Origin of the sequence: Brevundimonas sp. (genome assembly GCF_046295595.1) — a bacterium.
Classification (GTDB): domain Bacteria; phylum Pseudomonadota; class Alphaproteobacteria; order Caulobacterales; family Caulobacteraceae; genus Brevundimonas.
This window is the reverse complement of sequence record NZ_JBKBMX010000017.1, coordinates 73,997-80,110: the sequence shown is the minus strand read 5'-3', so window position 1 is coordinate 80,110 and position 6,114 is coordinate 73,997. Positions and strand designations below refer to the sequence as shown.

Genomic DNA, 6,114 nt, shown 5'->3' with positions numbered 1-6,114 from the left:
ACCCGCTTCGACAAGCTGGCCCGCAACTTCCTCGCCGCCGTCCTGCTCGCCTCAACACGCCTCTGGCTCAGGGCTTATGAGTCCAGAACCTAGCCCCTAGCCCCTAGCCCCTAGCCCCTAGCTTACGGCGTCTCCGCCGCCTCCGGCGCATCCACCGCCGCCAGGGCCGTGGCGCCGGGGGCGGTGACGACGACGCCCTCGGGGGCCGCGGCCAGCCGGGTCAGCTCACCACCGGCGCGCAGCAGGTCGAAGGCGCGCTCCAGCTGGTAGTCCTTCTCCTTGTCATAGGACTCGCCCGGGGCCTCGTGCGGGGTGTGCGGGCCCTTGCGCTCGGCGCCGATGGAGGCGTCGAGGGCGGTGGCGTAGGCGGCTTCGGAATAGATGAAGTTGGAGCGCGAGACGATGCGCGCCTCGGCCTCGGAGCGGGCCACCTCGAGGTCGGGCTCGATGCCGATCTTCTGGATCGAGGCGCCGGAGGGGGTGTAGTAGCGCGCCGTGGTGATCGACAGGGCGCCGTCGGCCCCGCCGCGCAGCGGGATGACGCTCTGCACCGACCCCTTGCCGAAGCTGGTCAGGCCGAGGACGGTGGCGCGCTGGTGGTCCTTCAGGGCCCCGGCGACGATCTCGGAGGCCGAGGCCGATCCATAGTTGATCAGCACCACCACCGGCAGGCCGCCGGTCAGGTCGCCCGGGGTCGCGGCGTAGCGCAGGATCTGCTCGGGCCGGCGGCCGCGCTGGCTGACGATCTCGCCGCGCTCGAGGAAGGCGTCGGACACGGCGATGGCCGCGTCCAGCAGGCCGCCGCCATTGTTGCGCAGGTCGAGGACATAGCCGGTCAGGGCCGGGTTCTCGGCCTTGAGCCGGGCGATGGTCTCGGTCAGTTCGCGGCCGGTGTTCTCGTTGAAGGTCGAGACGCGCAGCACGCCATGATCGCCCTCGATCCGGCCGGTGACGGATTCGATCTTGATGATCTCGCGGGTCAGGACGACCTCGCGCGGCTCCTCGCCGTCGCGCAGGAAGGTGACCTTGACCGAGGTGCCGGCGGCGCCGCGCAGTTTCTCGGAGACTTGGCTGACGGTCAGGCCGGAGGAATTCTGGCCCTCGATGGCCGAGATCACGTCGCCGGCCTGGACGCCGGCGCGGGCGGCGGGGCCGCCGTCCATCGGCGAGATGATCTTGACCATGCCGCCCTCGGACGAAATGGTCAGGCCGACGCCGGAATACTGGCCTTCGGTGCGCTCGCGCAGCTCGTTGTAGCCCTTGGCCGGCATATAGGCGGAGTGGGGGTCGAGCGCGCTCATCATGCCCTGCAGGGCGGCCTCGATCAGCTTCTTGTCGTCGACCGGCACGACGTAGTCGCGCTCGACCGTGGCGAGGGCGTCGCCGAACAGGCCGATCAGGCGGAAGGCCTCGTTGCGCGGGGTCTGGCCGGCGGTCGTGGCGGCGCCCAGTCCGACCACGGTGGCGGCGGCGGCGCCGATCATCAGCAACTTGCGCATACGGTCTTGTTTCCGGCGGGCCGCGGAGACGGCCCGAATGTCTGCAATTACGAGGCTTCCGGCGACCAAATCGTGGCCGATCGCCGGTTCCCCGATAAAATCAGCGTCATCGGGGGATGGGAAGGGGATTCGCGTGGGGGGTGGAGGAGTGGCTAGTGGCTAGTGGCTGGCCACCGCCTGTGCGACGGCGCGTTCCGCGTCGCCCTTCCGCAGGTGGGGAAGCGGCCATCACCAGCCACTAGCCACTAATCACCCCTTCCCAACCACGGCCCCGGATCGATCGGCCGTTCCTCGCGGCGCAGTTCGAAGCCGATCTCCCCGTCGGGGCCGGCGCGGCCCAGGGGCTGGCCGTCGGCGACGCGGTCGCCCGTCCCGACCGTGACCTCGTCGAGGCCGGAGACGACGGCGCGCCAGCCGGGGCCGAGGTCGAGGATCACCACCTGGCCCCAGCCGCTGAGCGGGCCGGTCCAGGCGACGCGGCCGGCGGCGGGGGCGCGGACCTCGAGGCCGTCGGCGCGCCAGCGCCAGCCGCTGGAGCCGGAGCCGTAGCGGATCGACGGCGCGCCTTCGACCGGGGCGGTCAGGCGGTCCCGGCCGGCCGGGCGCGGGGCGGTGGCCGACGGGGCCTCGACGTCGGCCGCGGGCACGGTTCCGCCGAGGGCGCGCAGACGGGTCTCGAGCGCCCGGGTCGCGCCTTCGGCGGCGGCGGCCTCGGCGCGCAGGATCGAGCGCAGCCGGGTCTGGCGCGCCATCAGGGCCTCGGCGCGGGCGCGGCGGTCGCCTTGGGCGCTTTCGGCGGTGAACAGGGCCTCGCTGCCGAGGGCGGCGAGGCGGCGGACGCGGACGATCTCGGCCTGGCGGTCCATCAGCGGGCGGGCGCGGGCCTCCAGCTCGGGGGCGATGGCGCGCATCAGGATGGCGGCGCGGACCGTGTCGACCGCCTTGTCGGCGGGGACCAGCAGCGGCGGCGGCGGGCGACGGCTCATCATCTGCAGCGCCGACAGCAACCGGGCCTGACGCCCGCGCGCCTGCGACAGGCGGGCGACGAGGCCGGCCTCGCGCTCGCTCAGGCCGCGCAGGCGGGCGCGCTGGGCGGCGATGGCCTGGTCGCCGACGGCGACGTCGGTCCCGAGGGCGGCCAGTTCGCGCTCGATGCGGGCGATCTCGGCCCCGGCGTCGGCGGCCTCGGCGCGCAGGCGCAGGGCGCGGGCGCGCTCGTCGCGGACCTCGGCCTGCAGCCGGGCGACCTCGGCAGACTGCGGCGCGGCGGCGGCCACCGGCACGGCGGTCAGGACGAACAGCAGGGCGAGGGCGGCCTTACGCATCAGTCCCGATGATAGGGCGATCCGGCCAGGATGGTCACGGCGCGATACAGCTGCTCGGCCAGCATGGCCCGGGCGAGGGCGTGCGGCCAGGTCTGGGGGCCGAAGGCGAGGGTCGAGGCGGCGGCGGCGCGGACGCTGTCGTCCAGCCCGTCGGCCCCGCCGATGGCGAAGGCCAGCCGCCGCTCGCCGCCGTCGCGCAGGGCGGCGATGTGGTCGGCGAAGGCGCGGCTGGAGAAGGTCTTGCCGCGCTCGTCGCAGGCGATCAGATGGGCCCCCTCGGCGGCCTTGAGGATCAGTTCGGCCTCGGCCGCCTTGCCCGGCTTGCGGGCCTCAAGGTCGATCAGCTCCAGCGGGCCGAGGCCGAGCGCGCGGCCGGCGAGGGTCGCGCGGCCGGCGTAGTCGGCGGCGAGTTCGGCTTCAGGCCCGCGCCCCGGCTTGCCGATGGCGATGACGGCCAGCTTCACCGGTCAGGTCAGGCGCGGGCGTCGACGCGGTGGCCGCTGTCGACCGACCAGATCTTCTCGATGTTGTAGAAGGCGCGGACTTCCGGACGGAACAGGTGGACGATGACGTCGCCGGCGTCGAGCAGCACCCAGTCGCAGTGCGGCAGGCCCGAGACCTTGACCTTGCCCAGACCCTGTTCCTTCAGCGTGCGCTGCAGGTGGTCGGCGAGGGCGCCGACGTGGCGGTGCGAGCGGCCCGAGGCGATGATCATGGTGTCGGCCATCGGGCTTTTGCCCTTCAGGTCGATCAGGACGATGTCCTGGGCCTTGTCCTCGTCGAGGCGGGTCAGAACGGCCTGTTCCAGGGCGTTGGCGCCGACGGGAAGGGGGCCCTCGTGACCGCTCTGCGGACCGTCTTCGGAATGGATGGGCGCGATCGGGTCCATCTCATGCGCGGTGTTCGAGACGGCGCTGTCTTGCGCATCGTGCGCGGGCGAGGGGGTCAGCGGAGGGCTCCGGGGAGATTACTAAAGGGGCAGTCTAGCACAGACGGGCCCGGGCGTCACGCATCCTGCCCGGACGGCGGCGCCCCGGCCGCTGCACCGGCCCGGATGGCGGTCGAGGAGCGGTGGTTCAGCGGCGCCGTCAGATAGGTCCAGGCAGGGGCTTCCAGATGGGGCAGCAGCCGCGCCTTCGAGGCCGGGACGCGGGCGTCGGCGAAGCGGGCGGCGGCGGGGGCGGTGCGGCTGTCCAGCTCGGAGCCGGGCCGGGCGATCACCGCCACCGGCATCATGCGAAGGATGTCGGTCCAGCCGCGCCAGCGGTGGAAGGTGGCCAGATTGTCGGAGCCCATCAGCCAGATGAAGCGCACGCCCGGATGGCGGGCGGTCAGGGCGCGCAGGCTGTCGACGGTCCATTGCGTGCCGATGCGGGTCTCGAAATCGGAGACGACCATGGACGGGCCGGAGGCGGCGCGGGCGGCGGCGCGGGCCGAGGCCATGCGTTCGTCGAGGGGGGCGCTGTCGCGGGCGTCCTTGAGCGGGTTCTGCGGCGAGACCAGCCAGATCACCCGGTCCAGATCAAGCCGGCGCAGGGCGGTCTCGGCGACGTGGGAATGGCCGTCATGGGCCGGATTGAACGAGCCGCCGAAGACGCCGACCTTCATGCCGGGCTGGAGGCCGAGGCCGTCGCGAAGGCCGCCGGGGCGGGGGCCGAACGCCCTCGGCGCGGGACCGGCGTGGAAGAAGGACAAGGCGGGGGGCTCGCGGGGCTTTTGCTCAGGCGTGAGCTAACACGCGGGCGCCACCCTGTCGCGGCCGATCAGCCGGGCTGTTTCTTGAAGGTGTCGCCGACCTCGGCGCCGTCCGGGCCGTCGGGGCCGGCGCTGCGGCGCTCGCGCTCGCCATTGCTCTTCACGGCAGCGTCGGAGGTCGAGGCGTCGGGCTTGCCCGGGGGAATGGCGCCGTTGGCGTTGCGGCCCTCGGTCTGGTGTTTGTCGGTCATGGGAGGCTCCTTTGCAGGGAGAAAGGGCCGGGAGCCGCGCGGCGTTCCCTCGCCCGCCTCCGGGACCCGCCTCCGGGACCCGCCTCAGGGCCGGGTCTGGCCCTTGCCGCGGATGACGTATTTGAAGCTGGTCAGCTGTTCGGCGCCGACCGGGCCACGGGCGTGCAGGCGGTCGGTGGAGATGCCGATCTCGCCGCCGAAGCCGAACTCGCCGCCGTCGGCGAACTGGGTCGAGGCGTTGGCGAGGACGATGCCGGCGTCGGCCTCGGCGAGGAAGCGTTCGATCGCGGTCTCGTCGGCGGCAACGATCGACTCGGTGTGGCCGGAGCCGTAGCGGGCGACGTGGTCGAGGGCGGCGTCGAGGCCATCGACCACCTTCACCGCGAGGATCGGCTGCAGGTATTCGGTCGACCAGTCGTCGTCATTGGCGGCTGTCGCGGCGGGGATCAGGGCGCGGCCGGCGGGATCGGCGCGCAGTTCGCAGCCGGCTTCGGTCAGATCGCCGGCGATCAGCGGCAGCAGGGCGTCGGCCACGGCCCGGTCGATCAGCAGGGTCTCGGCCGCGCCGCAGACCGAGACGCGGCGCATCTTGGCGTTGACGACCACGGCGCGGGCCATGTCGGGGTCGGCGCTGGCGTGGACATAGACGTGGTTGACGCCCTCGAGATGGCCGAGGACGGCGACGCGGGCCTCGCGCTTGACCCGTTCGACAAGGGAGCGGCCGCCGCGCGGGATCAGCAGGTCGATCGAGCCGTCGAGGCCGGTCAGGATATGGCCGACGGCGGCGCGGTCGCGGGTCGTGACGATCTGCACCGTGTCGGGCGACAGGCCGGCGCCCTGCAACCCTTCGACGAGGGCGGCGTGGATAGCGAGGTTGGAGCGCAGGCATTCCGAGCCGCCGCGCAGGATGACGGCGTTGCCGGCGCGGACGGCGAGGGCGGCGGCGTCGGCGGTGACGTTGGGGCGGCTCTCATAGATGATGGCCAGCACGCCGATGGGGGTGCGGACGCGGGCGATGTCGAGGCCGTTGGCGGGCGTCCAACGGGCGGTTTCGACGCCGACCGGGTCGGGGATGGCGGCGATCGACTCCAGCGCGGCGATGACGCCGTCCAGCCGTTTCGGGTCGAGGGCGAGGCGGTCCATCATGGCCGAGGCCATGCCTCTGGCGCGGGCGTCGTCCAGATCGGCGACATTGGCGGCCAGAACCTGATCGGCGCGGGCGCGCAGGGCCGCGGCCATGCCGGCGAGGGCCCTTGTCCGGGCGTCAGGTCCGGCCAGCGCCAGGGCGCGGGCGGCGGCCCGGGCGCGGCGGCCGAGGGCGAGCATGTCGGTCTCGAGAGCGGG

Annotated in this window: 7 protein-coding genes and 1 pseudogene; 1 reads left to right on the top strand and 7 read right to left on the bottom strand. The window is 73.3% G+C overall.

Annotated features, from left to right (window positions below):
- Positions 1 to 93 (top strand): annotated as a pseudogene (locus tag ACK4JY_RS11820) (IS5/IS1182 family transposase); the annotation flags it as partial.
- A gap of 29 nt (positions 94 to 122) precedes the next feature.
- Here the strand turns inward: ACK4JY_RS11820 and ACK4JY_RS11815 are convergent.
- The 7 genes from ACK4JY_RS11815 to ACK4JY_RS11785 form a co-directional block, all read right to left on the bottom strand.
- A complete protein-coding gene (locus ACK4JY_RS11815; RefSeq protein ID WP_409605915.1) occupies positions 123 to 1,499 on the bottom strand; it encodes a S41 family peptidase in 1,377 nt (458 codons plus the stop codon).
- Between the two features lie 245 nt (positions 1,500 to 1,744).
- A complete protein-coding gene (locus ACK4JY_RS11810) occupies positions 1,745 to 2,824 on the bottom strand; it encodes a murein hydrolase activator EnvC family protein (protein ID WP_409605913.1) in 1,080 nt (359 codons plus the stop codon).
- Positions 2,824 to 3,288 (bottom strand): 23S rRNA (pseudouridine(1915)-N(3))-methyltransferase RlmH, encoded by a 465-nt coding sequence (gene rlmH, locus ACK4JY_RS11805; RefSeq protein ID WP_409605911.1) that lies wholly within the window; start codon positions 3,286 to 3,288, stop codon positions 2,824 to 2,826. Before rlmH ends, ACK4JY_RS11810 begins: the two co-directional genes overlap by 1 nt.
- A gap of 8 nt (positions 3,289 to 3,296) precedes the next feature.
- A complete protein-coding gene (rsfS, locus tag ACK4JY_RS11800) occupies positions 3,297 to 3,713 on the bottom strand; it encodes a ribosome silencing factor (protein ID WP_409605909.1) in 417 nt (138 codons plus the stop codon).
- A 116-nt stretch (positions 3,714 to 3,829) separates the two neighbouring features.
- Entirely contained in the window at positions 3,830 to 4,519 is a 690-nt protein-coding gene (locus ACK4JY_RS11795; RefSeq protein WP_409605907.1) for a nicotinate-nucleotide adenylyltransferase, read from the bottom strand.
- A gap of 68 nt (positions 4,520 to 4,587) precedes the next feature.
- Entirely contained in the window at positions 4,588 to 4,770 is a 183-nt protein-coding gene (locus ACK4JY_RS11790; RefSeq protein WP_409605905.1) for a hypothetical protein, read from the bottom strand.
- An 84-nt stretch (positions 4,771 to 4,854) separates the two neighbouring features.
- Positions 4,855 to 6,096 carry a glutamate-5-semialdehyde dehydrogenase gene (locus ACK4JY_RS11785; RefSeq protein ID WP_409605903.1) on the bottom strand — a complete coding sequence of 414 codons (1,242 nt, stop codon included), beginning with the start codon at positions 6,094 to 6,096 and terminating at the stop codon, positions 4,855 to 4,857.
- Positions 6,097 to 6,114 lie beyond the last annotated feature (18 nt).

What these genes read in the sequence shown, in the direction of transcription:
- ACK4JY_RS11815 (WP_409605915.1), bottom strand. Translation starts at nt 1,499, where the DNA reads ATGCGCAAGTTGCTGATGATCGGCGCCGCCGCCGCCACCGTGGTCGGA.
- rsfS (WP_409605909.1), bottom strand. Translation starts at nt 3,713, where the DNA reads ATGGACCCGATCGCGCCCATCCATTCCGAAGACGGTCCGCAGAGCGGT.
- ACK4JY_RS11810 (WP_409605913.1), bottom strand. Translation starts at nt 2,824, where the DNA reads ATGCGTAAGGCCGCCCTCGCCCTGCTGTTCGTCCTGACCGCCGTGCCG.
- ACK4JY_RS11790 (WP_409605905.1), bottom strand. Translation starts at nt 4,770, where the DNA reads ATGACCGACAAACACCAGACCGAGGGCCGCAACGCCAACGGCGCCATT.
- ACK4JY_RS11785 (WP_409605903.1), bottom strand. Translation starts at nt 6,096, where the DNA reads ATGCTCGCCCTCGGCCGCCGCGCCCGGGCCGCCGCCCGCGCCCTGGCG.